This is a genomic window from Cupriavidus sp. 05N39, assembly GCF_056397325.1.
In genome coordinates, this window is the sequence record NZ_JBFTNE010000007.1 from 58,102 (window position 1) to 80,136 (window position 22,035).

At 65.5% G+C, this 22,035-nt stretch carries 29 protein-coding genes; 20 read left to right on the top strand and 9 right to left on the bottom strand.

The window, feature by feature from the left end:
- Positions 1–21: 21 nt before the first annotated feature.
- A complete protein-coding gene (locus tag AC1DN0_RS05370; RefSeq protein WP_441626778.1) occupies positions 22–288 on the bottom strand; it encodes an H-NS family nucleoid-associated regulatory protein in 267 nt (88 codons plus the stop codon).
- On the opposite strand from AC1DN0_RS05370, the gene AC1DN0_RS05375 reads away from it, so the two are divergent.
- The 5 genes from AC1DN0_RS05375 (at position 170) to AC1DN0_RS05395 (ending at position 4,168) form a co-directional block, all read left to right on the top strand.
- Positions 170–853, top strand: coding sequence for a hypothetical protein (locus AC1DN0_RS05375; RefSeq protein ID WP_441626780.1), 684 nt, complete (start codon positions 170–172; stop codon positions 851–853). The two genes, AC1DN0_RS05370 and AC1DN0_RS05375, sit on opposite strands and share 119 nt — an antisense overlap.
- Positions 854–1,145: 292 nt before the next feature.
- On the top strand, positions 1,146–1,868 hold the full coding sequence (locus AC1DN0_RS05380) for a DUF4198 domain-containing protein (protein WP_477102951.1): 723 nt from the start codon (positions 1,146–1,148) through the stop codon (positions 1,866–1,868).
- Positions 1,869–1,881: 13 nt separating this feature from the next.
- Positions 1,882–2,172: a DUF3649 domain-containing protein gene (locus AC1DN0_RS05385; RefSeq protein ID WP_276289088.1), complete on the top strand. Its 291-nt coding sequence runs from the start codon at positions 1,882–1,884 to the stop codon at positions 2,170–2,172.
- On the top strand, positions 2,169–3,815 hold the full coding sequence (locus AC1DN0_RS05390) for a PepSY-associated TM helix domain-containing protein (protein ID WP_441626680.1): 1,647 nt from the start codon (positions 2,169–2,171) through the stop codon (positions 3,813–3,815). Before AC1DN0_RS05385 ends, AC1DN0_RS05390 begins: the two co-directional genes overlap by 4 nt.
- On the top strand, positions 3,812–4,168 hold the full coding sequence (locus tag AC1DN0_RS05395; protein ID WP_441626682.1) for a DUF3325 domain-containing protein: 357 nt from the start codon (positions 3,812–3,814) through the stop codon (positions 4,166–4,168). The genes AC1DN0_RS05390 and AC1DN0_RS05395 overlap by 4 nt, the downstream gene beginning before the upstream one ends.
- 7 nt (positions 4,169–4,175) lie before the next feature.
- Here AC1DN0_RS05395 and AC1DN0_RS05400 read toward each other — a convergent pair whose 3' ends face one another.
- The gene (locus tag AC1DN0_RS05400; RefSeq protein WP_441626684.1) at positions 4,176–4,649 is read right to left on the bottom strand and encodes a hypothetical protein; all 474 of its coding nucleotides are present in this window, start codon (positions 4,647–4,649) and stop codon (positions 4,176–4,178) included.
- A 173-nt stretch (positions 4,650–4,822) separates the two neighbouring features.
- On the opposite strand from AC1DN0_RS05400, the gene AC1DN0_RS05405 reads away from it, so the two are divergent.
- Positions 4,823–5,245 (top strand): PaaI family thioesterase, encoded by a 423-nt coding sequence (locus AC1DN0_RS05405; protein WP_477145586.1) that lies wholly within the window; start codon positions 4,823–4,825, stop codon positions 5,243–5,245.
- A 132-nt stretch (positions 5,246–5,377) separates the two neighbouring features.
- Here AC1DN0_RS05405 and AC1DN0_RS05410 read toward each other — a convergent pair whose 3' ends face one another.
- Positions 5,378–5,719 carry an endonuclease gene (locus AC1DN0_RS05410; protein ID WP_441626688.1) on the bottom strand — a complete coding sequence of 114 codons (342 nt, stop codon included), beginning with the start codon at positions 5,717–5,719 and terminating at the stop codon, positions 5,378–5,380.
- A 270-nt stretch (positions 5,720–5,989) separates the two neighbouring features.
- A complete protein-coding gene (locus tag AC1DN0_RS05415; RefSeq protein ID WP_441626690.1) occupies positions 5,990–7,414 on the bottom strand; it encodes an MFS transporter in 1,425 nt (474 codons plus the stop codon).
- Between the two features lie 248 nt (positions 7,415–7,662).
- On the opposite strand from AC1DN0_RS05415, the gene AC1DN0_RS05420 reads away from it, so the two are divergent.
- From AC1DN0_RS05420 to AC1DN0_RS05450, 7 genes are all read left to right on the top strand, one after another.
- Entirely contained in the window at positions 7,663–8,064 is a 402-nt protein-coding gene (locus AC1DN0_RS05420) for a response regulator (protein ID WP_441626692.1), read from the top strand.
- 135 nt (positions 8,065–8,199) lie between these two features.
- A complete protein-coding gene (locus AC1DN0_RS05425; protein ID WP_160172310.1) occupies positions 8,200–8,358 on the top strand; it encodes a hypothetical protein in 159 nt (52 codons plus the stop codon).
- Between the two features lie 189 nt (positions 8,359–8,547).
- A complete protein-coding gene (locus AC1DN0_RS05430; RefSeq protein WP_441626694.1) occupies positions 8,548–9,186 on the top strand; it encodes a hypothetical protein in 639 nt (212 codons plus the stop codon).
- Between the two features lie 189 nt (positions 9,187–9,375).
- Complete coding sequence (locus tag AC1DN0_RS05435) at positions 9,376–9,606, top strand: hypothetical protein (RefSeq protein WP_441626696.1); 231 nt, start codon at positions 9,376–9,378, stop codon at positions 9,604–9,606.
- A 104-nt stretch (positions 9,607–9,710) separates the two neighbouring features.
- On the top strand, positions 9,711–10,181 hold the full coding sequence (locus tag AC1DN0_RS05440) for an NHL repeat-containing protein (RefSeq protein WP_441626698.1): 471 nt from the start codon (positions 9,711–9,713) through the stop codon (positions 10,179–10,181).
- 67 nt (positions 10,182–10,248) lie between these two features.
- Entirely contained in the window at positions 10,249–11,325 is a 1,077-nt protein-coding gene (locus AC1DN0_RS05445) for a methyltransferase (RefSeq protein WP_477102957.1), read from the top strand.
- A gap of 42 nt (positions 11,326–11,367) precedes the next feature.
- The gene (locus AC1DN0_RS05450; RefSeq protein ID WP_035873659.1) at positions 11,368–11,832 is read left to right on the top strand and encodes a ferritin-like domain-containing protein; all 465 of its coding nucleotides are present in this window, start codon (positions 11,368–11,370) and stop codon (positions 11,830–11,832) included.
- A 235-nt stretch (positions 11,833–12,067) separates the two neighbouring features.
- Here AC1DN0_RS05450 and AC1DN0_RS05455 read toward each other — a convergent pair whose 3' ends face one another.
- Positions 12,068–12,196 carry a hypothetical protein gene (locus AC1DN0_RS05455; RefSeq protein ID WP_441626702.1) on the bottom strand — a complete coding sequence of 43 codons (129 nt, stop codon included), beginning with the start codon at positions 12,194–12,196 and terminating at the stop codon, positions 12,068–12,070.
- Between the two features lie 157 nt (positions 12,197–12,353).
- Here AC1DN0_RS05455 and AC1DN0_RS05460 point away from each other — a divergent pair, with 157 nt between their 5' ends.
- Entirely contained in the window at positions 12,354–13,241 is an 888-nt protein-coding gene (locus AC1DN0_RS05460; protein ID WP_477111500.1) for an NAD(P)-dependent oxidoreductase, read from the top strand.
- 106 nt (positions 13,242–13,347) lie between these two features.
- Here the strand turns inward: AC1DN0_RS05460 and AC1DN0_RS05465 are convergent, their stop codons facing one another.
- Positions 13,348–13,641: a hypothetical protein gene (locus AC1DN0_RS05465; protein ID WP_441626706.1), complete on the bottom strand. Its 294-nt coding sequence runs from the start codon at positions 13,639–13,641 to the stop codon at positions 13,348–13,350.
- A 78-nt stretch (positions 13,642–13,719) separates the two neighbouring features.
- Entirely contained in the window at positions 13,720–14,439 is a 720-nt protein-coding gene (locus AC1DN0_RS05470) for a Crp/Fnr family transcriptional regulator (RefSeq protein ID WP_441626708.1), read from the bottom strand.
- A gap of 428 nt (positions 14,440–14,867) precedes the next feature.
- On the opposite strand from AC1DN0_RS05470, the gene AC1DN0_RS05475 reads away from it, so the two are divergent.
- A complete protein-coding gene (locus tag AC1DN0_RS05475; RefSeq protein WP_441626710.1) occupies positions 14,868–15,143 on the top strand; it encodes a hypothetical protein in 276 nt (91 codons plus the stop codon).
- 16 nt (positions 15,144–15,159) lie between these two features.
- Here the strand turns inward: AC1DN0_RS05475 and AC1DN0_RS05480 are convergent, their stop codons facing one another.
- Positions 15,160–15,375, bottom strand: a complete 216-nt coding sequence (locus AC1DN0_RS05480; protein ID WP_441626712.1) for a hypothetical protein — start codon at positions 15,373–15,375, stop codon at positions 15,160–15,162.
- Between the two features lie 150 nt (positions 15,376–15,525).
- On the opposite strand from AC1DN0_RS05480, the gene AC1DN0_RS05485 reads away from it, so the two are divergent.
- The 5 genes from AC1DN0_RS05485 to AC1DN0_RS05505 all read left to right on the top strand — a co-directional run bounded on the left by AC1DN0_RS05485 (position 15,526) and on the right by AC1DN0_RS05505 (position 20,776).
- Positions 15,526–16,005: a hypothetical protein gene (locus AC1DN0_RS05485; RefSeq protein ID WP_441626714.1), complete on the top strand. Its 480-nt coding sequence runs from the start codon at positions 15,526–15,528 to the stop codon at positions 16,003–16,005.
- 498 nt (positions 16,006–16,503) lie between these two features.
- Complete coding sequence (locus tag AC1DN0_RS05490; protein WP_477145587.1) at positions 16,504–17,868, top strand: TAXI family TRAP transporter solute-binding subunit; 1,365 nt, start codon at positions 16,504–16,506, stop codon at positions 17,866–17,868.
- 236 nt (positions 17,869–18,104) lie between these two features.
- On the top strand, positions 18,105–19,322 hold the full coding sequence (locus AC1DN0_RS05495; protein WP_441626718.1) for a DUF4382 domain-containing protein: 1,218 nt from the start codon (positions 18,105–18,107) through the stop codon (positions 19,320–19,322).
- Positions 19,323–19,583: 261 nt separating this feature from the next.
- Complete coding sequence (locus AC1DN0_RS05500) at positions 19,584–19,865, top strand: hypothetical protein (protein ID WP_441626720.1); 282 nt, start codon at positions 19,584–19,586, stop codon at positions 19,863–19,865.
- A gap of 404 nt (positions 19,866–20,269) precedes the next feature.
- Entirely contained in the window at positions 20,270–20,776 is a 507-nt protein-coding gene (locus tag AC1DN0_RS05505; protein ID WP_441626721.1) for a lipocalin-like domain-containing protein, read from the top strand.
- A gap of 234 nt (positions 20,777–21,010) precedes the next feature.
- Here the strand turns inward: AC1DN0_RS05505 and AC1DN0_RS05510 are convergent, their stop codons facing one another.
- On the bottom strand, positions 21,011–21,982 hold the full coding sequence (locus AC1DN0_RS05510) for a quinone oxidoreductase family protein (protein WP_441626722.1): 972 nt from the start codon (positions 21,980–21,982) through the stop codon (positions 21,011–21,013).
- Positions 21,983–22,035: the final 53 nt, after the last annotated feature.

Genomic DNA, 22,035 nt, shown 5'->3' on the forward strand with positions numbered 1-22,035 from the left:
GGCGGCAACCAGCCGCTGCCGTCAACTCACCCGGAAGTGCTCCACCGACTGGCCCGCGTTCACCGCGCGCAGCAGCCAGGCCGGCATGGGGCCTTCGCCATCCCAGACCTGTCCCTCGGCGTTGCGATAGCGGCGCGCGGGGGCGGCCGCAGGCGTCTGTGAAGCCGCAATGGCCGGCGCCGGTGCCGGCATCGCGCGTGCCGATGTTGCCGGAGCAGATGCCGGAGCCGGAGCCGCAACTGGCGCCCGTTTCACGATTGTTCCCGCTTTCGACGCGGGCACGGACATCGTCACCCGCGCCGGCAACGGCAACGGCAATGGCAACTGCACCGCTGCCGGGGCAGTTGCCAGCGCCGAAGCGGAAACAGGCGGCGTCACCGAATCTGCCACCGCCATCGCCACCGACGTTGAATCAGGCGCGGGCACGGGCGTTGCGGCGGCGATAGCCGCCGGCGCGGCTGCCGGCTGCGTTTGTACTGGCGCGGGATCCCGGGCCGGCCCGCGTTTGTGGGCTGCCACTCTGCGCGATGGCTTCGGCGCTACCGCCGGCGGTGCCGTCACGGGGCCGGCAGGCAAGAGCGCCGGCGGCAGCACCGGCTCCGCCACCACCGTGGCCGGGACGGGCGCGGCGGCCGGGGCCGGAGCCACCACCCCGTCGAAACAACCTGCCGCGTCAAGTTCGTCCATGGAGATGCCGAGCCGCTCTATCTGGACGCGAATCCAGACAATGGCAGCGACTTTTCTGACGTCGGCGGGAACTGAAGAAGGCATGGCGGAAGACACAATAGATGCGGGTAATGGGGGCGGGAAAATGGTCGAGGATGCGATGCTGGCCGCACACCGGTCATCCTGAAGCTCGCACATGATAGCCGAGCGCGGACTCCAGCCCCGCAACCCTCCAGATCAGCATACTTCCAACAAGCCAAAAGCCCCACTCCGGCCCCCTTCCAGACGCTGCAAACCGGCCTCCGGAGCGCCGCCGCCCGGTATCGCATCCAACCCGGGCAATCCGTCGCCCTATTCCAAAATCCACACAATTCAAATGAGAACGATTATCATATGCGTCTTTCGCAAGGCGCTTTCCGGGCACCATGCGCAACTCGGCGCCGCCACGCACCGCCTTACCTTGAAAGGACGCATAGCCAATGCATCGCCTCATTACCTCCGCTCTCCTTTGCAGCGCCGCGCTTGCCGGCACCGCCCAGGCCCATCAGGTCTGGCTGGAACAGACGCCCGCGACAGCCCAGCTGTATTTCGGCGAGTTCAACGAGAACCTGCGCGAGGTTTCGCCGGGATTGCTTGACCGCTTCGTGCAGCCCACCGCCACCCTGGTGACCGCCAGGGGCGAGCAAGCGCTCAAGGCCGACAAGGCCGCCAACGGCTTCGTCCTGTCGGCGCGTGCCGGCGCTGGCGAGTCCATCGTCGCGCAGGATGCCGGCTATCCCGTGCGCGAACGCAAGGAGGGCGACAAGGTAATCCGCACCGCCTGGACGCCGGCGGCCCGCTTGCTCGGCGCCGGCAGCACCGCCGCGCTGGCCCCCAAGCTCGCGCTGGACATCGTGCCGACCGGCCGCGCCGGCGAGTACCAGGTGGTCTACGCCGGCCAGCCGCTGCCGAAGGCCAAGGTGGGCGTGGCGGTACAGTCGGGCTGGGGACGGGAGTTGCGCACCGACGACCGGGGGATCGTGCGCCTGGCGCAGCCGTGGCAGGGCACCTACGTGCTGGAAGTGCACCACGTCGACCAGACGCCCGGCGAGCGCAACGGCAAGCCGTATGACATCGCCAGCTACGTCACCACCCTGTCGCTGACGCAGACGGATGGCCTGGCCGCGCTACCCGCCGCACCGGCCGCCGCGCCGAACAAGTAAGGAAGGGGCCGACATGGGGCTGAGCCAGACCGGCCGCTATCGCCTGAGCGTTGTCTCGCGCGTGGTGGCCGCCATCGGGGGCGGTTACGTACTGGCGTCCGTAGCCACCGGCCTGCTGGCCGTGCTGCTGCCGCTGCCGCCCGCCGAGGCGGTGATGACCGCCACGCTGCTGTCGTTCTCGCTGTACGCGTGCGCGGTGCTATGGGTGTTCGCCGCCGGCAGCGCGTTGCGTGCATGGACCGGCGTGGCCGTGCCCGCGATCGTGTTTGGCGCGCTGCTGGCTGCCTTGCGGAGCGCATCGTGAAGGCCGGTTTGCGTCAGTCGATGGCATGGCTGCACAGCTGGTCCGGGCTGCTGGTGTGCTGGGTCCTGCTGCTGGTGTTCTGCGCCGGCACAGCGAGTTATTTCAAGGACGAGATCACGCTGTGGATGAAGCCTGAGCTGCATCGCCCGGCGGCCACGCCAGTGTCCAGCGCCGAAGCGGCGAGCCGCGCGGTGGCATTCCTGCAGCACAACGCAGCCGATTCGCCGCGCTGGCTCATCGACCTGCCGGACGAGCGCAACCCCGTGGTGCAGGTGCGCTGGATGCGTCCGCCCGGCGCCGCGGCCTCCGGCATCGCGGGCGGCCGCGGACGCTTCGAGAGCCGCACGCTGGACCCCGCCACCGGCGCCTTCCTGCAACAGGTGCGCGACACGCGCGGCGGCGAGTTCCTTTATCGCCTGCACTTCGACCTGTATTTCATGCAGGCGATCTGGGCGCGCTGGATCGTCGGCTTCTGCGCCATGTTCATGCTGGTCGCCATCCTCAGCGGCGTCATCACGCACCGGCGCATCTTCCAGGACTTCTTCACCTTCCGGCCGCGCAAGGGCCAGCGCTCCTGGCTCGACGCGCACAATGCCACGGCCGTGCTGGCCCTGCCCTTCCACCTGATGATCACCTACACCGGCCTGGTGACGCTGATGTTCATGTACATGCCGTGGGGCATCCAGACGGCATACCAGGGCAACCAGCAGGCCTTCTTCAACGATGCCTTCGGACGCGCGCCCCAGGCAAAGCCGAGCGGACAGGCGGCCCCGCTGGCACCGGTCGCGCCGCTGGTCGAGCGAGCCGCGCGCCACTGGGATGGCGCGCAGCCCGGCAGGATCGACATCACGCTGCCCGGCGACACAAATGCCGCCATCAGGGTGTCGCGCGGCGCGGGCAAATCACTGTCCTCCGACGAACCGTCGATGCGCTTCGATGGCGTCACGGGCGCCCTTGTCGCAACCGTAGGCGATACGCCCGCGGCCGCCAGCCAGACCCGCGGCGTGATGGTGGGCCTGCACGAGGCGCACTTCGCCGGCCCCCTGCTACGCGCGCTGTTCTTCCTGAGCGGCCTGGCGGGTTGCGCCATGGTCGCCACGGGCGCGCTGCTATGGGGCGTGAAGACGCGCCAGGGCCAGGCCAGGGCGCTGGCCGCGGGCGCGCGCCCAAGCTTCGGCCTGCGGCTGGTGGATGCACTCAACATTGGTGCCATCGCCGGCCTGCCGATCGCATTCGCCGCCTATTTCTGGGCCAACCGGCTGCTGCCGGTGTCGATGGCGCAGCGCCCCGACGCTGAGATCCATGCCTTCTTCATCGCCTGGGCCGCGGCCGCCGTGCTGGCACAGTTACGGCCAACGCGCGGAATGTGGCGTGCGCAACTGTGGGGCGGCGCGCTGATGCTCGCCGCCATACCGGTGCTCAACGCCGCCACCACCGATACCCACCTGGGCGTGACGCTGCTGCAAGGCCAGGGGCCCGCGGCCGTGGCGGGCTTCGACCTGACGGTACTGGCGCTGGGCATCGCGCTGGCCGCGGCAGCGTATATGCTGGGCCGCCGCTCGAAGGCGCGCACGCCCGCGCGGCGCGCGGCGCGAGCCGATGACGCGGGTCTGCAGGGCGGCGACGCGAAGGGGGTGGCATGAACGCCAGCCTTGGCTTTTTCACCGCGCTAGCCTTGACCTATAGCGGCTTCGCGGCGCTCAGCCAGACGCTTGACCGCCACTATGCCGATCACCATGGCCGCGGCAGTTCCCCTGGCGCATCGGAGCGGCTGCGGCTGCATGGGCTGGGCTGGGCCGCGCTGGCCCTCGCCCTGGCGGCTTGCGTGCGGCACGAAGGCTGGCCGATGGGCACCGTCTCCTGGCTCGGCACGCTGACGCTCGGCGCGCTGCTGCTGGTGTTGCTGCTTTCCTACGCGCCTGCAATCGCCGTACGCGCGGCCCTGTGGACGGGGGCGCTGGGCTGCGGGCTACTAGTCCTGAGCGTGGCGGCCTGAGCCATGGCTACCGGCATTTCTTGTACGGCGCATACTCCTTGCCGTTCCAGCGCCAGACCGGAAAGCAGGTGCCCGGACCGCCCACCGCGATGTCGGGAAAGCCGAGGTTCTTCGACTTCAACGCCTCCGGCTGCCCCGGAAAGCCGAACTGCGGCTTCCACTGTCCGTTGGCATCCTTGATGTACAACTGCATGAAGACCCCGGCCATGCCGCCCACGCAAGTGCCGTAGAGGTTGGTGAACACCTCCGGCTGGCCGTCGCCGTTCAGGTCGATCACGGTGGCGTCGTAATCCACGGATTCATTGCAGGCCTTGTCGAAGACCTTGCCCTTGAGCGCCTTGAGCTGGCCGTTGGTGGCCTCGACGACGATCCTGGCATCGGCGGTGGGCGCGGCCTGCGCCACTGCGGGCGGGCCAAGCGCCCCGGCCACGGCGAGCGCCACGCTCAGCATGCTGGCCAGGGACTGTGGATACCTGCGCATCGCGGTCTCCTTAGCTTAGGGGTGAGGGTATGCAACGCTGTTTCTACTTCCCCTTCACTCCGGAGCAGCGAACCTAGCCTTTCGATGATACGAAGAACCCGTGAAGGATGCCAGCCACGAATGCGGGGCTATCATTACGGCCATTCCAACTTATCGCCACCGGCCCGGTAGCCATGCCTGACAACACCCCCGCAAGCCAGCCCTACGCGCTGGAAAATCCCTTTCTCGAATCCCTGGATGTCGTCATCGAAGCGTGGCAGCCGGACCTGGTACGGATGTCGCTGGTGCCGCAGGCCGCGCACGTCAACAATACGGGCGTGGTACAAGGCGGCATCCTGGCCACGCTGCTGGACGCGGCGGGGGGCTACGCCGGCTTGTTCCCGGAGAACGGCGTGCGCCGCGCCGCCACGACCATCTCGCTGAACGTCAACTATGTCTCCTCCGCGCACGTGGAACCGCTGCTAGTGGTGGGCAGGCGCRTGGGCGGCGGGCGGCGGGTGTTCTTCTCCAACGCCGAGATCACGGATAGCCAGGGCAGGCTGATCGCCACCGCGCAGGCAGCATYCCGCCGGAAGGATACGGTCTCGGCATCCTAGACAACGTGAAACACTCCCGCGAAAGGGGACAGCGAGGCGAGCGCCACCCCCGCGCCCGCCCTGCAAGCGGTTCTCATGCCAGCCAGGACACGCTGGCGCGCACCGCGAGCGCCAAGGGAATCAACCTGGCGTTCAGGCGCCATCCAGGAAGGGGCTGCGCATGCCGAGGCGCGTACCGAGGCTCGGGCCGAGCCAGCGCGACCGGTCCATATAGGCGGCTGAACCTACTTCGGGCTCCGGTTGCGCCACGGCGAAATCCTGGCGCGTCGATTGGTTTGCGCCTTGCGTGTAGGAATCGAACTTGTCGGGGCTGCGCGCACCGCCCGCATAGGGATCGGTGAGGCCGGTCCCGGTATTCGTCGCCGCACCCTGGCTGTACGGGTCGCGCGCGCCGGGCGCGGGTTGCGCCTGGGCCGAGAAAGCCACGACAGCGGCGCTGGCCAGCAGCAGGTTCCTGGCAAGATGATGTTTCATGAATATCTCCTTGGACGCCCTGAGGCGCTGGGTTGAACATGGGACAGCCTGTTGTGCAAAGCTGGACGCCTGCCTTGTTCAAGCGAGACACGTGCCAGTCCGACAATATCCGACAAGCGCCCGCCCGAGGCCATGGCAGGCATGCAGCATGGCGCGCAAACCGTGCCACGCCGCGTGGCCGGGACCAGCGCGAATCTCCCCGATTCAATGCACGCCTTACATGCCGGCCTTACAAAACACGCAAGGATGCGGCGTTCGCGCTGGCGGCATTCACTGTTTGCGCGCCGACAGCGGTGGCGCTATGTCCTCCAGTGGCCGCTTTTCCGCGCTGACGGCATAGCGCAAGGCGAACAGGCCCGCGCCAATCACCATCGCCGCACCAATGCCATAGCCGCCGGCCACCGCCGCGCGACTGCCGGTTTCGATCAGTGCGCCGAACAGCAAAGGCCCGATAAACCCCCCGCTGCCCGTCCCCACAGCATAGAAGACGGAAATGGCCAGCGCGCGCGTCTCCAGCGGAAAGACCTCGCTAACCGTCAGGTAGGCAGAACTGGCCGCGGCGGACGCCAGGAAAAACACGGCCGACCAGCACAGCGCCTGGCTGCGCGCATCGAGCCAGCCCTGCACGAAGGCCCATCCGGTCAACCCCAGGCCCACGCCTGACAGCACATAGGTAAGCCCGATCATGCGGCGCCGTCCCACGTGATCGAACAGCGGCCCCAACAGCAGCGGACCGAGCACGTTGCCCAGCGCGAAGGGGAAGATGTACAACCCTACGCGGTTGTCAGGCACGCCGTGAAACCGCGTCAGTACCAATGCATAGGTGAAGAAGATGGCGTTATAGAAAAACGCCTGCGAAATCATCAGCGCCAGGGCCACCGCGCTGCGCAGCCGGTAGCGCTTTAACAGCACATGCGCAACCTCGCCAAGGGTCGCCGCGCCGCACCGGGAAAACGTAACCGTGCCGGTTGCCGGTGGCAGCGTCCCGTACTGCGCGGTCACCTGCGCCTCGATCGCGGTGAGGATATGGCCGGCTTCCTCRCCACGCCCGTGCGAAAGCAGCCAGCGCGGGCTTTCCGGCACATCCCGGCGCACCATCAGGATGGCCACCGCCAGCACCGCGCCGAGCAGGAACGCGGCACGCCAGCCCAGCGCCGGGCCCAGCACGCGCGGGTCCAGCAAGATCAGGCTCAGCCCCGCACCGAGCGCCGCGCCAACCCAGAAGCTGCCGTTGATGGCAAGATTGACTCGTCCGCGCAGGCGGGCCGGGATCAGTTCGTCGATCGCCGAGTTGATGGCCGCGTACTCTCCGCCTATGCCAACGCCCGTCAGGAAACGGCACACCGCGAAGAAGACAAAACCGGTAGAGAAAGCGGTGGCCAGGGTCGCGGCCATGTACACGGCAAGCGTCACCAGGAACAACGTCTTGCGGCCCAGGCGATCGGCGAGCCGGCCGAACACCAGCGCGCCCAGGACCGCCCCGCCCACATACAGAGATCCAAGCCATCCCACCTGCGACGCATCCAGCCCCAGCCCGTCCGGGCGCTCCAGCACGCCGCCCAGCGAGCCCACCAGCGTGACTTCCAGCCCGTCCAGCACCCACGCCACCCCTAGCGCGATCGCCACCCGCCAGTGCCAGCGCGACCACGGCAGGCGGTCCAGGCGGGCTGGGATATCGCTTTCGATGAGTGGCATAGGCAGTTCCCGGCCCCTGGAGCCGTGGGTGAGCAGGATGGCAGGCACGCCGCCGATGAGTCCGCTGCGGCGTGCAACATGGATGCCGCGGACGCCACAGGCGCAGACGCGCTCGATGGCGAGAACGCACCAGCACGGCCATGCAGGCGCGGCCCCCTTTATATTCCTTCTGGCCCGGCCCTTGCGTGCATCCGGATCACCTGTGCGCGCTTCAGGCTCGAAGCCCGCCTCCATCATAGGCAGATCCCGTGCAGAGTCGCGTACATACCATTCTCGTAGTTGACGACGAACCTGGCGTAGCGGACGCCCTGGCCTGCGCGCTTGAGCAAGAAGGCTATGCCGTGGAAAGGGCGTCCGACGGGCTCAGCGCCTTTGCCCTCGCGCAACGCGTGCATCCCAGCGTGGTGGTGACCGACTGGGTCATGCCGCACGCCGACGGCGCGCTGTTGTGCCATCTGCTGCTGGGCGAGCAAGCGCTCAGTGCTACGCCTGTCGTGATCTCGACCGGCGCAAGGCCGGAACCCGCGATTGCCAATGCCACGGTGCGCTACTGCCCCAAGCCCTGCCACCCCGACGAAGTGGTGCGGCTCGTGCATGCCCTGACCGGCGATGCCGACACCCTTCGTGTGGATGACGCACCGCCTGCTTGAAATTCTTACCGCTTGCTTGCGCGCCTGCGGCCCGCGGCCGCAGGGCGCACGCCGGGTCGGCCATTGATGCGTTCGCCGCCACTCGTCAAACCCGACAGGCCTACAATGAATCATGGCCACCTCAAAGGAGCCGCCATGACAACCTATATGCTCTTCCTCGGGGCAATCGTCCTGCTCTACGCTTTCATTATTCGCGCCGGCTTTTTCCACAAATCCCTGCTCTATCCGGAACACGCCCATCCCTTCCACTACTGGTGGGACCGCATCGTCCATCACCAGAAGAAGACTGGTTAGCGCCCTCGCAACACGGAAGGCTCGCAAAGGCCTCCCCGCCCGCCACCCGGCGGGTTTTTTCATGCGCGGACAGGGCGCGAAGTCCGGCACCAACGGCGGAAGGCGGATCCAAGCGCCCCTTGCTGCTCATGCCAGCAACCCAGATGCTAAACTCGCGGCCTTCTCAATCAAGGCCCTCTCCTCCTGTTCATGCGCCTCACCCTATTCGCGTCGCTGTCGCTCTCCCTGGCATGCGCTAGCGCGCTGGCAACCCCGGCGGCCCCCACGCCGGCCCAGGTCACCGCCGCCATCCAGCAGTTCGAAGCCGAGCGTATCAAGCATCTGGAACAGACCGATCCGGCCGCCGCCGAACGCGCCCGCTCACCGGTTGTGGCCTCGCTGGTCGCCTCGATCAAGGCCCATGCGGTCAAGGGCTGCCTGCCGGCCAGCGCCGGCGAGATCGTTTGCATCGTAGGCGTCCAGGCCGGCCTGCGCGACGGCTATCGCGCACTGGCCTTTCGCGACAACCCCGAGCCGTGGGTGCTGGTGCGGCGTGAAACGCCCGACGTGAACGGGCCCGATGCCGCCCAGGCCACCGCCGCGATGCGCGAATTCGCCCGTGCGGAACTGAAGAAGAATCCGGCCGGCGAGCATGCCGCGGAACTGACTTCGATGGCCGAATCGCTGGTGGTCAAGCAACTGAACCACTGCGGCCTGAGCCGCGACAGCGGCAATCTTGGCTGCGACGCCATGATTTCGGTTGGCGGCGCACCGGAAAAGCGCGTCACCGGATTCGCTTTCGCGCTGGAACCCGCGGGTTGGCGCTTTCTGCCCCGCTCCACGGACTGAGCGCGCCGAGCCGCCAATGGCGAGGCCTTGCGGGGGCACAAGAAGTGCCCCTTAGCACACTAAGGCCAAATCAATAGTCTTTCGCGATTACCCCGACACGGGGGATCGTTCGCGCGTCGCGCGGGTGCACAATGCGGCCAGCCCGCTACATGCGGATCTGCCTATACCGCAATACCGTAATACCCGCCTTTGACCCTGACGCTTATGTTCCAGAATCCGAACGCAGATATCGCTGCAGCCCGACGCGCAAATATCTCGAACGAGGCGGGCACCGGCACGCTGCCGGCGTTGTCGGCACAGCCCGCGCAGGCGGGAGAAGCCACCGCTCAACAACTGGCGGAACGCCGGACGCGCGCGCTTGCCGATACGCTTGAAGAAGCCATCCGCAGCCGGCCGTCACGCGCCAGGGCTTCGCGCTGACATTGCGCTTCGTGCGGTGGCGGATGCCGCCGAGCGGCGGGCTTGCCGGTTTGCGCGGCCTGGTTCGCGGTAATCACGTTGCGTCGACGCTGGCCGGAAGCACAATGCCGGGCTCGGCCGATGGCACTGGGACTGCCGCCTCGTTCTCCAGTCCGTACTCTGTGGCGGTCGATGCTGCCGGCAATGTCTACGTTGCCGAGTTCGGAAGCAACACGATCCGCCTTGTCACGCCCGCGGGGGTGGTGACGACGCTGGCAGGTTCCCCGGGAGTCGCGGGTTCGGTCGATGGTCCCGGTGCCACCGCGGCCTTCAATTCACCGCTAGGTGTCGCGGTCGACGCGAACGGCAATGTGTACGTGGTGGAGTTCCCGAACAATATGATCCGCAGGGTACGGGCGGCACCGCAAGCGATGGGGCGCACTGGCGTGCACTGGTGCTCTCCCCGTCCTGCTGTGCGCCGCGCCTGCCTGCCCCGGCGCGGCACGCATCGGCAAGCGCTGGACCCGGGGCCTGCACACCTGCCTGATCGCCGCCGGCCGCCGGAATCGCTGGATTTCGCCTCTTCCGACATCTAGAGTTACCAGCATCCTTCCCCACGCCCAGGCGCCCGGATGTCAGCCGGTGGCGGTGATGAGGTGACTTATGCAGAACGGAAAAGATGCCGCCCGCGACGCAACTGCCGCCAGCCCCTGGCAAGTGCCGGACCTGACGCCGGACCGGCTGTTGCAACTCGGCATGGGCTTCTGGGCCGCCAAGACACTCCTGAGCGCGGTGGAGCTTGGCGTGTTCACGCAACTGGCAAAGGCACCGCAGGACGCGGCGGCGCTGAGCGCCGTGCTTGGCCTGCATCCGCGTGGCGCGGTGGATTTTCTCGACGCGCTGGTGGCGTTGCACGCACTCGAACGCGAAGACGGCAAGACCGGCAATCTCTACCGCAACACGCCCGACGCCGGGCTGTTCCTCGACAAGGCCAAGCCCACCTACGTGGGCGGCTTGCTGGAAATGGCCAATGCGCGGCTGTACCCAAGCTGGGCGTCGCTCACCGACTCGCTGCGCTCCGGCCGCCCGCAAAGCGAGGCAGCCGAAGAGGGAGACCTCTTCGCGGCCATCTATCGCGACGAGCAGAGCCTGCGCGGATTCCTGCAAGCCATGACCGGCGTCAGCCTGGCCGCCGCCCAGGCCATGGCGCGCAAATTCCCGTGGGCGGAATGCCAGACCTTTGTCGACATCGGCGCCGCGCAGGGCGCGCTTCCGGTGCAGATCGCACTGGCCCACCCGCACCTGCGCGGCGGCGGCTTCGACCTGCCGGCGGTCGGCCCGGTGTTCCAGGAATATGTCGCCACGCACGGCCTGCAGGACCGCCTGCGCTTTTACCCCGGCGATTTCTTCACGGACCCTTGCCCGCAAGCGGATGTACTGATCATGGGCCACATCCTCCACGACTGGGATATCGAACAGAAGCTTTACCTGCTGGAGAAGTGCTACTCGGCACTGCCGGCCGGTGGGCGCCTGATTGTCTACGACGCCATGATCGACGATGCGCGCCGGCAAAATGCCTTCGGTTTGCTGATGAGCCTGAACATGCTGATCGAAACGCCGGGCGGCTTCGATTACACCGGCGCGCAGTGCTGCGCATGGGCCCGGCAGGTGGGTTTTGCGCAGGCGCGCGTGGAGCCGCTCAGCGGGCCGGATTCCATGATGATCGCAACCCGGCAATAGCAGCGCAGCATCGCAATGCCGACACGACGGGAAGGACCTGCCATGGCTGAAATGGAAAAAGACAAGGTGGTAAGCGTGCTCAACCGGATCCTCGAAGCCGAGCTTGCCGGGGTGGTCCGCTACACCCATTACTCGCTGCTGGTGTTCGGCTTTGGCCGCATCCCGATCGTTTCCTGGCTGCGCGAGCAGGCCGACGAATCGCTGCTGCATGCGCAGCAGGCCGGGGAATGGATCACCACGCTCGGCGCCTATCCGTCGCTGGCCATCGGCAAGCTGCTCGACAGCCATACCTTCGATACCGCGGCCATGCTGCGCGAATCGCTGGAGGCGGAGAACGCCGCCCTCAAGCTGTATCGCGAGTTGCTGGCGCTGGTGGAAGACCGCTCGGTGGCGCTGGAGGAGTTCGCGCGCCAGATGATCCAGATCGAAGAACTGCATGCGGGCGAGGTAGACAAGATGCTGCGCAAGCCAGGGCAATCCGCGGCCTTCGCGCCGCCACCTGCCTGACGCATCCGCCGGCCAGCGGTGAGTCGCTGGCCGACCTGCGGTGCCTCACCGGCGTGCCGACGTCGGGCGCAGTACTTTGCCCAGACCGCCCCGCGCCAGGCGCTGCGCGGCTATCCGGCCATTGCCGGCCCGGAAGCCCTGGCCCGCTTGCCCGATACGCTCTACCGTATTCTTCCTATGCCATGAGGCCGCCTTGCGCGCGCCGTCAGGGTCGCGCGCCTGGATGGCACATGGCCTAGCGCACCACCGTACCGCTCAAGCCGTATTTCTCGGTCATGAATTTCTCGATGGGCAGGCGCGCATCGATGGGGTAGGTGCCCTTGCGGATCCGGCTTGCGGGCAACTCGGTGATACGATCTGCCACGGCCATCGCGCTTGGCGGCTTCCCGGGCGCTGCGGCGCGCTTTGGCGCCCCCGCCGGTCAGGCCTTCCCGCGCCAGCGACTACCTGGAAATCAAAGACATCTGCGCCGGCGGCCCCGGCAAGCGCGCCGCAATACCCGGCACAAGAACGGAGACAGCATGAAGACAATCGGCATGATCGGCATCGGCATGATGGGCCATGGCATCGCCACCAATATCGCAAGGCACGGCCATCCGATGGTGCTGCTGGACCATCCCGGCAACCAGCCGCTGGACAACCTGCTGGCTGCCGGCGCCACCACGGCTGCCAGCCCGGCCGCGCTGGCGCGCGCGGTGGAGGTCGTGATCCTGTGTGTCACCGGCACGCCGGAAGTGGAAGACGTGCTGTTCCGCCCGGATGGCGTGATCGCCGGCCTGCGCCCGGGCGCCGTGGTGATCGACTGCTCCACCGCGATCCCCTCCTCCACCGAGCGCATTGCCGCCGCGGTGGCTGAGGCCGGCGGGCGCTTCCTCGATGCCCCCATGACGCGCACACCAAAGGAAGCCGCCGAAGGCCGCCTCAACCTGATCGTCGGCGGCGACCGCGCGCTGTTCGACGAATGCCGGCCACTGCTGGCCTGCTTCGCCGAGAACATCGTCTACGCCGGGCCGGCCGGCTCAGGCCACCGGCTAAAGCTGCTGCACAACTATGTATCGCTGGGCTTTTCCGCGGTGCTGGCCGAAGCCGCCGCCTGTGCCGAGCGCTCCGGCGTGGACCCGGCCGTGCTGGTGGAAGTGCTCGCCAAGGGCGGCGGCGACGGCGTCATCCTGAACCGCCTGCGCCCCTACATCGAGTCGCGGGACGACTCGGGCTTCCGTTTTTCGATCGCCAATGCGCTCAAGGACATGGGCTACTACACGACCATGGCGCGGGAACTGGGCGCGGCAAGCGCAACGGCAGAGGCAGTCCGGGATACTTACGAGCGCGCCAGCCGCAGCGAGCGGGCGCAGCCCACGGTGCCGGAGCTGATATCCATCCTGGGTGATCCGGCAGGAAAATCGCACTGAACTAAGCCCTGTCCTGGCCCCGGCCGAGGCGCCAGCAAAAAAACGCTGCAGGGCGGCAATCGATGCCACCCTGCACTGTTCGGCTTCGGGCCTTCAGCGCATGCGGTCAGATGCCAAGGATCTTCTTGGCCTCGCCGAGCGACTTCATCGACTCATCATGCTTGCCGGCCTTGTGATAGGCCTCGCCGTCGGCGCGCAGCTTGGCTACCTTGGCGGCGTCTTCCGGCGATAGCGCGGGCTTGGTGGCCAGCTTGGCGTCGATCGCCTTCATCTCGTTCGGGCAATTGTGGGCCAGCGCCAGGCTGCTTGTGCCTAGCAGGACAAGCGCGGCGAGAATGGAAAGGAACTTGCGCACGTCGGTCTCCTTCACGATGCAGGGCAAGTATTCAGCATAGTTCATCGGGAGCGTCGCGCGGCAGCGCTTGTCCGCCCACGATCAGCGTCCTGCCCGGGCTGGACGCCATCCGCCGTGCAGCGTCTAGATCGCCCGCAGGTCGGGCAACAGGCGATCGCACTCCCGCTTCACCACGGCATAGCACTCGCACACGCGCTGCTCCAGCCCTGGCCGGTCAAGGACTTCGATATGCCCGTGCCGGTAGCGAATCAGGCCGGCATTCTGCAGTTTCAGCGCCGCCTCCGTCACCCCGGACCTTCGCACGCCGAGCATATTGGCGATCAGTTCCTGCGTCATCCGGAGTTCGTTGGTTGGCAAGCGGTCCATGCTCAGCAACAGCCAGCGGCAAAGCTGCTGCTCAATGGAATGATGCCGGTTGCAGACGGCGGTCTGCGCCATTTGCGTGATCAGGGCCTGCGTATAGCGCAGCAGAAGCCGCTGCATGGGGCCGGCCCGATTGAATTCTTCCTTCATCGCAACGCTGCTCAACCGATAGGCCCTACCGGCGCTTTGCACGATCGCGCGGCTTGGGGTGGTTTCGCCCCCCATGAACAGGGCGATCCCGACTATCCCTTCGTTACCGACGATGGCGATCTCGGCGGACGCGCCGTTCTCCATCACATAAAGCAGCGAGATAATCGACGTGGTTGGAAAATACACATGCTCGAGCCGGTCGCCCGACTCGTAGATAATCTGCCCCAGCGGCAAGTCGACTGGCACCAGTTGTGGCGTCAGGCGAGCCCATTCCGCTTCGGGCAGCACCGCCAACAGATGATTTGCCTTGGGATTTTCCTGCTTCTGCATGCGTCTGCCCTCTGGAATTCAGGATCTGCCTCCTGCAGGGCTTGCGACCGGCAAATTGCTGGTCAGGACCGCGCTCTGAGCCATAGTGTAAGCCAGCCGCGCGACGCCCATTCCGAAGCCCCTTCAATCCAGGGCCCGCCCGCCCGAGGGTGGAAAGAAATTCCAACACACTTGCACGTTAGCGTACCGACTTGCCCCGGGCGATCGCCTATTGTCGGGGCGGTTGTGGATTCACCAGACAGCAGGGTTCAGCGGTCAAGAGAAAGACCGGCAACCGATCATCACCACGCCGCGAAGCATACATCACACGGCCACAGGACTGATGTGCAGTGCGTGTTCTACCGCGGTCACCGTAAGCCTCCCCCTTGAGACGCACGGTAGGTAGTGGCAGTTAAGCCACTTATTGGCGAACGTTTTTTGGAGGGCTCATGCAAGCCCCACGCAATGGTCACAGTGTGATCGTCTATCCCGACATGATCGGTGGATGGTATTTCGCGGAAATCGACGGGAGAGCCGTCTATCGCTTCGGGCCACTCGAATCGCACAAGCTCCTCAGGGAGCTTGTCGGGATATTGTTTCCGGATATCCCCGTACTCGAACTCGTAGAACCGTCGTCGCTAATGGATGACAGCACCCTGATGATTCTGGGCAACGCGGAGCGAGTGGCAAAGATCACCGAAGAGCAGAAAACTGCCTGGCAGTAGACGCGGCTGCAAACTATTACAAAGGGTCAAGCAGCCGACCAGCGACGGCGGCGAAAGCAAGCTGCGCTGAAGCGTTACCACTTTTTGCCCTCGCCTTCGGGCCGAGGGCATTTTTTTCGTCATGCGCCATCGTGACTGGCGAAAACGGGCTCATCGCGCCGGGCACGCCAGGCGGCTTGCCGCCTGTTTTCGTGTCCGCCACCGTACCGACGTTGCGGCACATTGATGTCATTCTGGTTCCGTCGCGGCGCCGGCGCGCTCAACGAAGGCTGGCCGGAGTCTGGGCCTGGCCTCGGGGAGCCAAGGCAAACGCCATCATGCGCAGCCAGCTCTCTTCCCCCGGCTCCCGGCCCGAGCAACGCAACGATAGCGAGGTGACATCATGCGTAGCATCCTGTATTTCCGGCTCAGCGACATCGCTGCCGCAAGAAGCATTCAATCGAGGATGCGAGAGTTGCCCGTTTCCCCCGTGCATATCGGAGGGCCCTGGTTCATCCAGCGTGACGGCCAGCCCATGCAGGGCTTGCCTAATGCCGAGACCCGACAAACCACGTATCGCAACGAGTGTGCAATAGCAGGCGCTTTATGCGGCGCCGTGCTGGCAGTCTTTGCCACTTTGCACTTTGGCACCTCGGCCGGTACGTTCGCCAGCGCGCTGGCCTGCCTGGCTGGCGGCGCCTTTGGCGCCCTGGCCGGGTGGTGGCTGGGGGGAAAGCTTGGCGGGCACATCCAGCGAGGCAAGGTCGCCCGGCAACGCGCACAGCTTGCGCAGGGAGAAATGCTGCTGGTCGCAAGCTGCTCCAAGGGGACCAGGGATTCCGTGCGGCTCATGGTCAGTGAATTGGGCGGTGTCAGCGTTTAGGAACACGGTGCCGTCCGGACCGGTTCCGCGCCTTGTCCAGTAGCGTAGCGACGCGCGGCCCTGGACGGCGCGATGATTGCTCAGCACCAACTGCTTGCCTGATTTATGTTCCGCCACCCTTGTTGATGCCCCGGAACGGCCGCCACGGCCTGTCCGTCTGCAGCGCGTCGCGCCTGCCGGCGATCGCGGACAGATGTACACCCCCGATCGCACGGGCGATAGCCGGGAGCGCGATTACTCACTGAGGAATGGATGGATGCAATGAGGTGGTCTGACGGCGGGGCCAACCCACAGCCCTGACACGCGGATTCACTATGCAGGAGAGTGGCTGGAGCGGACAGCCCGAATCACGTTCCGGACGTGACCGGCAGACAACCCAGCAGGGGCGTTACCAGCACTTCGCGCTCGGCAGCACCGCCGCCCGCCACCCCGCATGGAAAAATATGGCCTCGCGCGGGTGCTATCATCCAGCGGCTCTACCCTTCCGCAATCGTGCCGATGACGCCCGACCCCACGCCAGAAAGACCCAAGACAACCACTGCACTCCCCGATATCCACCRCTTGCGCGCCCGTTTTGTCGCGATTTCCTGGCGCGACCTGGCCGTGTCCTTTGGTCCCGCGCTTGTATTCAGCCTGGCGGCGCTGTGGCTGGCGGTCTGGCTGGTGCAGCCGGCGCCGCCGAATACCATCTCCATCAGCGCAGGCCCCAAGGGCAGTTCCTTCCATGACGCGGCCGAGAAGTATGCAAAGATCCTTGCGCGCAATGGCATCACCTTGAATGTGCTGGCCTCCGAGGGCTCGCTGGACAATGTGCGGCGGCTGTCCGACGGCAAGCAGGCAGTCGACCTGGCACTGGTGCAGAGCGGCATCTCCAGCGAGGTGGACAAGGATGGACTGGTTTCGCTGGGCGGCGTGTTCTATGCCCCGATCTCCGTGCTGTACCGTGGCAAGGAAATGCACAAGCTGTCCGACTTCCGCAAGTCGCGCATCGCCATCGGCCGCGAAGGCAGCGGCGCCCGCGTGCTGGCCCTGGCCTTGCTCAAGGCAAACGGCATCGAGCCTGGCGGCAGCGCCAGCCTCATCGCATACGATGGCGACGACGCCGCGCAAGCGCTGGTCGACGGCGAGATCGACGTGGCCATGCTCACCGGCGATTCCGCCACGGGCCCGACCATGCGCAAGCTGTTCCGCACGCCAGGAATCCGGCTGCTGGATTTCGCGCAGGCCGATGCGTATACCCGGCGCTTCCTTTACCTGCAGAAGCTGGTGCTGCCCACCGGCGTGTTCGACCTCGGCAAGAACCTGCCGGCGCATCCCATCCGTCTGATCAGCCCGACGGTGGAACTGGTGGCGCGCGACACCCTGCACCCCGCGCTGTCCGACCTGCTGATCGAAGCCGCGCGCGAGGTCCATGGCAAAGCCGGCCTGATGCAGAATGCCGGACAGTTTCCCTCCGCGACCGCGCATGAGTTCCCGCTGAGCGACGATGCCACCCGCTACTACGCATCGGGCAAGGGCTTCCTCTACCGGCATCTCCCGTTCTGGCTGGCGAGCCTGCTTGACCGCGCCCTGGTGGTGCTGGTGCCCATTATCGTGATCCTGATTCCGGCCTTCCGGCTGGTGCCGTCGCTGTACAGCTGGCGCGTCAAATCCCGCATCTATCGCTGGTACGGCGCCTTGATAGAAATCGAGCGCGTCGCGCTGGTGAACCCCACCGACGAGGAGAAGACGGAGCTGGCCGCGCGCCTCGACCAGATCGAGGAGGCGGTGAACAAGATGAAGATGCCACTCGCCTACGCCGACCAGTTCTACGTACTGCGCGAGCATATTGTCTTCGTCCGGCGCAGGCTGACCGGATCGTAATCAAGGTTATTCACCGGCTCGATCGATTCGATCGCGACCATGAAGCGCCGAATCTGGCTGTGCCTGGCAGGGCGATTTCTGGGACGCGCATTTGGTTTAAGACATAGCATTGCTTCGTTGTCTGGCGCCTGTTGTAATTCGTTCTCGCGTCAGCCGGACATTAACAAAGTTTTACAACGAGACAGAGCGATCCAAACTATGCTCGCCACGCCAAGAGATTTACGAGGGGACATATCATGAACGCGACAACAATCGTCTCATCGCCATTGCGACTGCTTGCATTGAGCAGTGCACTCGCTCTTGCCGCCTGCGGCGGGGGCGGCGACGGCTCATCGAACAGCACCACCAGCAACAGTGCAGGCACCTTGAGTGTGTCGATGACCGATGCACCCGCCTGTGGCTTTGATCATGTCTTTGTCACGGTTGACAAAGTTCGGGTCCACACAGATCCCAACGCGGACATCAACGGCACCGGCTGGGTCGACGTCACTGTGAGCCCGGCACGGCGAATTGATCTGCTATCGCTTACAAATGGCGTACTCACCACTCTCGGTCAGACTCCGCTTCCGGCCGGCACTTACCAGCAGATCCGCCTGGTGCTCGTGGCCAATGGCGCCGGCGCGCTTGCCAATTCGGTGGTACCCACTGGCGCTGCCGAGCAAGCGCTCGACACACCCAGCGCCGTCCAGACCGGCATCAAGATCAACCGCCCCTTCACCGTGGCCCCTGATACGTTGACCGATCTGGTGCTGGACTTCGATGCTTGCAAGTCGATCGTCACACGCGGCAACAAAACCTATGGGCTCAAGCCGGTGGTTACCGCTTTACCAACGGTGGTGAGCGGCACTGTCGCCGGTGTGGTGGCCTCCGCGCCAGGCGCCCAGGTATTTGCTGAACGCAACGGCGTCGTGGTCAAGGCGACCGTGGCTGACGCCAGCGGCAATTTCACGCTGTCGCCGATCGAGCAGAGCAGTACCGCCGGCAATGTGGACGTTGTGGTTGTGCCGACCTCGGCCACCGGGCGCGGCACCGGCATCGTGCGAGGCGTGCCGGTCGTGGCACGCAGCAGCACTGTCGTCGCGACGGCTGCTGCACCGCTCAACCTGCCGGCCTCAACGTTTGGCAGAGTCTCCGGTACGATCACCCCCATCACTGCGGCGGGAACCGTCCGTGCCTTGCAGCAAACTGGCGGCGGTACCTTCGAGATTGCCGCCACCGCGGCGGCGTCGGATTCGGGGGCCTACAGCTTGTTCCTGACGCAGCCGGCATTGCCGCTGGCTGGACCTGCGGTTGGCACATACCAGACCCCGCTGCCGGCTGGGGGGATCCTGCTCACGCAGGATGGCACTGTGGCAGGCAAGTACAGTATCCAGGCTACGAGTGCCAGCGGGTCGGTCATCACTCAGCCAGTCACCGTGACCACAACAGGCGTGTCCCAGAACTTCGCATTCTGACGTGCGGGTGCCACTGCCGCGCCGACACTCAAACCCAATAAGAGAGTAGCAACAGATGAAATTCCTATTCGGAGCCGTGCTGACCGCCACGCTCATGGCCGGCTGCGCCGTCTACACACCCGGCGCGGCCGTTGTTGTCCCGGCCGGAGTGGTCGTCGACTCGGGGCCGGGTCCCGGCTTCTGCCCACCCGGGCAGGCAAAGAAAGGGCGTTGCTGAGCACGCGGCGTTTTCCTGAGCAACTTCGGACGTAGGAGAATCGCATGAACAAGATCCGCTTGTTTTCCCTGATCGCAACTTCCATCCTGGCGGCGACCTCGGTAGCCGCTCACGCGCAGCATGGCGGCGGCATGGGCGGGGCGGCTCGAGCCGGCGGTGATTTCGGTGGCCGCTCGGGCAGTCAGATCAGTAGCCGTGGCCTGATCAATAGCAATGGCCCAAATGCGGGTGACCGGGACAAGGGCCGATCGCGCGCTGAGGACCGCAGCGAAATGCGCACGGGTGACCGGCACGGAAAGGTGCATTCGAGCAGCCGCAAACATTAGCCACCGATGGCCTCCGCTGTGAGGCGGCGGCCATCGCCCAAAATGAGGTCGGCATTAGGCGCACAAGCAGACGCCGGCCTTCTTCAAAACTTCTTGTTAGCGGCTAGCCCGCGACCACCCTGCTTCAATTCGAAATGTGACGGGAGAAAGTTCCGATCCATTAGCTGCAATGGGGCGAAGAGTACCAAAGCTGATTTCAGGACGGCAAGTATCCCTAACCGTTTGCGCCGCCCTGGAGTCGCCGCTCGCCGGCAGTTAGCGCTGTGCCGATGCAAAAACCACCTTTCTGCCAAGGCGAGCCATCACCTATGCTTGGCAGAGAACCGCAGTTCCAATGTACGCCAGCTGACAGACATCCGGGGACGCGCCGGGAACGATTCATCCTTTGACCTTGGAGGAGTCGAATGAACAGCATCCTTGGGAAGTACTCTCCGATGGTGGCGATATGTCTGGGCGCTGCGCTCCCAGCGACCGGCGTGTTTGCTCAAGAAGCCTACGATATAGTCGGAACGTGGACGCTTGTCTCATCAGTTCTCGATAAGGACGGAAAGAAGATCGATCAGTTCGGTCCAGGGGCGAAAGGGATGATGATTCTGGATGCCCAAGGCCGGTTTATGCTAACCATCATTGGGGCGGATCTGCCAAAATTTGCCTCCGGTAATCGCGCTGCTGGTTCGCTAGAGGAAAACAAGGCGGTAATCGGCAAGAGCGTTGCCCTCTTCGGCACCTACGCCTTAAATCCGGAAGGCAAGAGCCTCACTCTCAATATCGATAAATCGACCTTTCCAAACTGGGACGCAACCGAACAGAAGCGCTCCGTGGTCGCGCTCAGCCGAGACGATCTTCAATACATGACTGCGCAAGCGTCCGGGGGCGGCTCCGCGACGGTAACCTGGAAGCGCGCAAGATAGACGGGCGTAATGGCGAATGCCAAGGATCGGCTCCGATCGACCTGGATTGGGGAGCTAAAAGGAGCGACCGTTCAAGGCAGATTCTGTCCGCACGGACTTCCCTCAAGAGTCAATATCGGGACAATCCGATCTGCGGCGTTTGCGCATGCAAGCGCCGAGATGGCGGTGACAAAGCGATATCGTCTTCATCACGCCATCTCGGGCGATCGCTTCGGCAACGTGACAATGCCTCTGTCAGGGCACCAGGACGGTGGACCCTACTGTCTTGCGGGACTCGAGCGCCCGGTGCGCGTCGGCGGCATCGGCCAGGGCAAAGGTCTGCTGGGGTTCGCTCACGATGCGGCCGGCCAGCACGTGGTCGAACAATTCCCTGGCCATGTCCAGCATGTGTGCGCGCGGCTGGATATAGTGCATCATGGCGGGCCGCGTGAACCAGATCGATCCCTTCGCGGCCAGCATCTGGGAGTCGACAATCACGGCTCCCGACGAGGTGCCGTTGCTGATCAGCGAGCCCCGCGGCTGCAGGCAGTCCAGTGAGGCTTCCAGCGTGTCCTTGCCCACCGAGTCATAGACCACCGGAACACCCTTGCCGTCGGTGATCTCCTTGACGCGCTGCACGATGTTCTCGCGCGAGGTCACGACGGTGTGCGCACAGCCGTTGGCCTTGGCGATCGCGGCTTTCTCGTCGGTACTCACGGTTCCGATCATGGTGACGCCCATCGCCCGCGCCCACTGGCATGCGATCAGCCCCACGCCACCCGCAGCCGCGTGGTAGAGGATGGTCTCGCCACCCTGGAGCGGGTAGACCTGACGGAACAGGTATTGCGCCGTCATGCCCTTCATCATCAGCGTGGCGGCGGTGCGGTCGGAGATGCCATCGGGCAGCGGGATCAGCACCGCCGCCGGCATCACGCGCACCTGGGAGTAAGCGCCCTGCGGCCCGATCAGGTAGCCGACGCGGTCACCCACGCGGATGTCCGTCACGCCGGAACCCACGGCCTCGACCACACCGACCGCGTCGGAGCCCAGCCCGTTGGGCAGCGCCAGCGGGTAGCGGCCGGTGCGGAAATAGATATCGATGAAGTTCAGCGCGATGTAGCTGTGGCGCACGCGGGCCTCGCCGGGGCCGGGCTCGCCGACCTCGACGTCCTCGAACTTCAGCACTTCCGGGCCGCCGGTTTCATAGAAGCGAATGGCTTTTGACATGTTTGTATTCCTGTGTATGTTCCGAGGGGTCCCACGCGGCCGACTCAGTTGGT

Coding starts and splice junctions, on each gene's coding strand:
- AC1DN0_RS05375 (WP_441626780.1), top strand. CDS start 170: ATGGCCGGCGCCGGTGCCGGCATCGCGCGTGCCGATGTTGCCGGAGCA.
- AC1DN0_RS05370 (WP_441626778.1), bottom strand. CDS start 288: ATGTCCGTGCCCGCGTCGAAAGCGGGAACAATCGTGAAACGGGCGCCA.
- AC1DN0_RS05380 (WP_477102951.1), top strand. CDS start 1,146: ATGCATCGCCTCATTACCTCCGCTCTCCTTTGCAGCGCCGCGCTTGCC.
- AC1DN0_RS05385 (WP_276289088.1), top strand. CDS start 1,882: ATGGGGCTGAGCCAGACCGGCCGCTATCGCCTGAGCGTTGTCTCGCGC.
- AC1DN0_RS05395 (WP_441626682.1), top strand. CDS start 3,812: ATGAACGCCAGCCTTGGCTTTTTCACCGCGCTAGCCTTGACCTATAGC.
- AC1DN0_RS05400 (WP_441626684.1), bottom strand. CDS start 4,649: ATGCGCAGGTATCCACAGTCCCTGGCCAGCATGCTGAGCGTGGCGCTC.
- AC1DN0_RS05410 (WP_441626688.1), bottom strand. CDS start 5,719: ATGAAACATCATCTTGCCAGGAACCTGCTGCTGGCCAGCGCCGCTGTC.
- AC1DN0_RS05425 (WP_160172310.1), top strand. CDS start 8,200: ATGACAACCTATATGCTCTTCCTCGGGGCAATCGTCCTGCTCTACGCT.
- AC1DN0_RS05430 (WP_441626694.1), top strand. CDS start 8,548: ATGCGCCTCACCCTATTCGCGTCGCTGTCGCTCTCCCTGGCATGCGCT.
- AC1DN0_RS05440 (WP_441626698.1), top strand. CDS start 9,711: ATGCCGGGCTCGGCCGATGGCACTGGGACTGCCGCCTCGTTCTCCAGT.
- AC1DN0_RS05445 (WP_477102957.1), top strand. CDS start 10,249: ATGCAGAACGGAAAAGATGCCGCCCGCGACGCAACTGCCGCCAGCCCC.
- AC1DN0_RS05450 (WP_035873659.1), top strand. CDS start 11,368: ATGGCTGAAATGGAAAAAGACAAGGTGGTAAGCGTGCTCAACCGGATC.
- AC1DN0_RS05460 (WP_477111500.1), top strand. CDS start 12,354: ATGAAGACAATCGGCATGATCGGCATCGGCATGATGGGCCATGGCATC.
- AC1DN0_RS05465 (WP_441626706.1), bottom strand. CDS start 13,641: ATGAACTATGCTGAATACTTGCCCTGCATCGTGAAGGAGACCGACGTG.
- AC1DN0_RS05470 (WP_441626708.1), bottom strand. CDS start 14,439: ATGCAGAAGCAGGAAAATCCCAAGGCAAATCATCTGTTGGCGGTGCTG.
- AC1DN0_RS05475 (WP_441626710.1), top strand. CDS start 14,868: ATGCAAGCCCCACGCAATGGTCACAGTGTGATCGTCTATCCCGACATG.
- AC1DN0_RS05480 (WP_441626712.1), bottom strand. CDS start 15,375: ATGACATCAATGTGCCGCAACGTCGGTACGGTGGCGGACACGAAAACA.
- AC1DN0_RS05485 (WP_441626714.1), top strand. CDS start 15,526: ATGCGTAGCATCCTGTATTTCCGGCTCAGCGACATCGCTGCCGCAAGA.
- AC1DN0_RS05495 (WP_441626718.1), top strand. CDS start 18,105: ATGAACGCGACAACAATCGTCTCATCGCCATTGCGACTGCTTGCATTG.
- AC1DN0_RS05500 (WP_441626720.1), top strand. CDS start 19,584: ATGAACAAGATCCGCTTGTTTTCCCTGATCGCAACTTCCATCCTGGCG.
- AC1DN0_RS05505 (WP_441626721.1), top strand. CDS start 20,270: ATGAACAGCATCCTTGGGAAGTACTCTCCGATGGTGGCGATATGTCTG.
- AC1DN0_RS05510 (WP_441626722.1), bottom strand. CDS start 21,982: ATGTCAAAAGCCATTCGCTTCTATGAAACCGGCGGCCCGGAAGTGCTG.